The following is a 542-nucleotide window of genomic DNA, read 5'->3' as shown; positions in this document are numbered from 1 at the left end:
TTCACCTTGCCAATAAGCCGCGTTGACCAAGCTTTCCGTATCGCCAGAACGAAATGCCAAATTGCTCGCGCCTTTGTATTTATTGCTGATCCCCGTATAAGTGCCCGTGGCGTCAACATAAAAGTCACGATCTTCTAAAAACTCGCCCGGCTGTTTGGATTTTAGAATCACAGCGCCACCAATGGCACCAGAGCCCAAAACTGAGGAGCTTGCCCCTTTCACTACTTCTAATGATTCAAGATTAGATAGATCGAACGTGTCACGGCCCACTTTGTCATTGTTGTCATTCGCACCAAAACCGCCTGCAGAGCGAATGCCGTCACGAATGATCATAATGCGATTACCCGTCATGCCCCGAATCGTGATGTTTTGTGGACGACCAGCGCCACCCGACACACTTACCCCAGGCTCGTGACGCAGCGCATCATAAAGCTCTGTTTCGCCCTTTTGTTCAATCTCTTCGCTGGTGACAACCGCAACACTGCCTGCTACTTCAGACACAGGTTGTTCAATCCGATTCGCCGTCACCACAACCTCTTCCA

1 protein-coding gene is annotated in these 542 nt (G+C 50.2%); it reads right to left on the bottom strand.

Annotation, left to right across the window (positions count from 1 at the left end; translation table 11 throughout):
* On the bottom strand, positions 1-542 hold a 542-nt coding region (locus R7E78_RS29790; protein WP_318059103.1), incomplete at both ends, for a TonB-dependent receptor plug domain-containing protein.

The sequence above is a fragment of the Vibrio sp. YT-19(2023) genome, assembly GCF_033337395.1.
The sequence above is the reverse complement of the archived record's forward strand: the minus strand, read 5'-3'. Positions and strand labels throughout refer to the sequence as shown.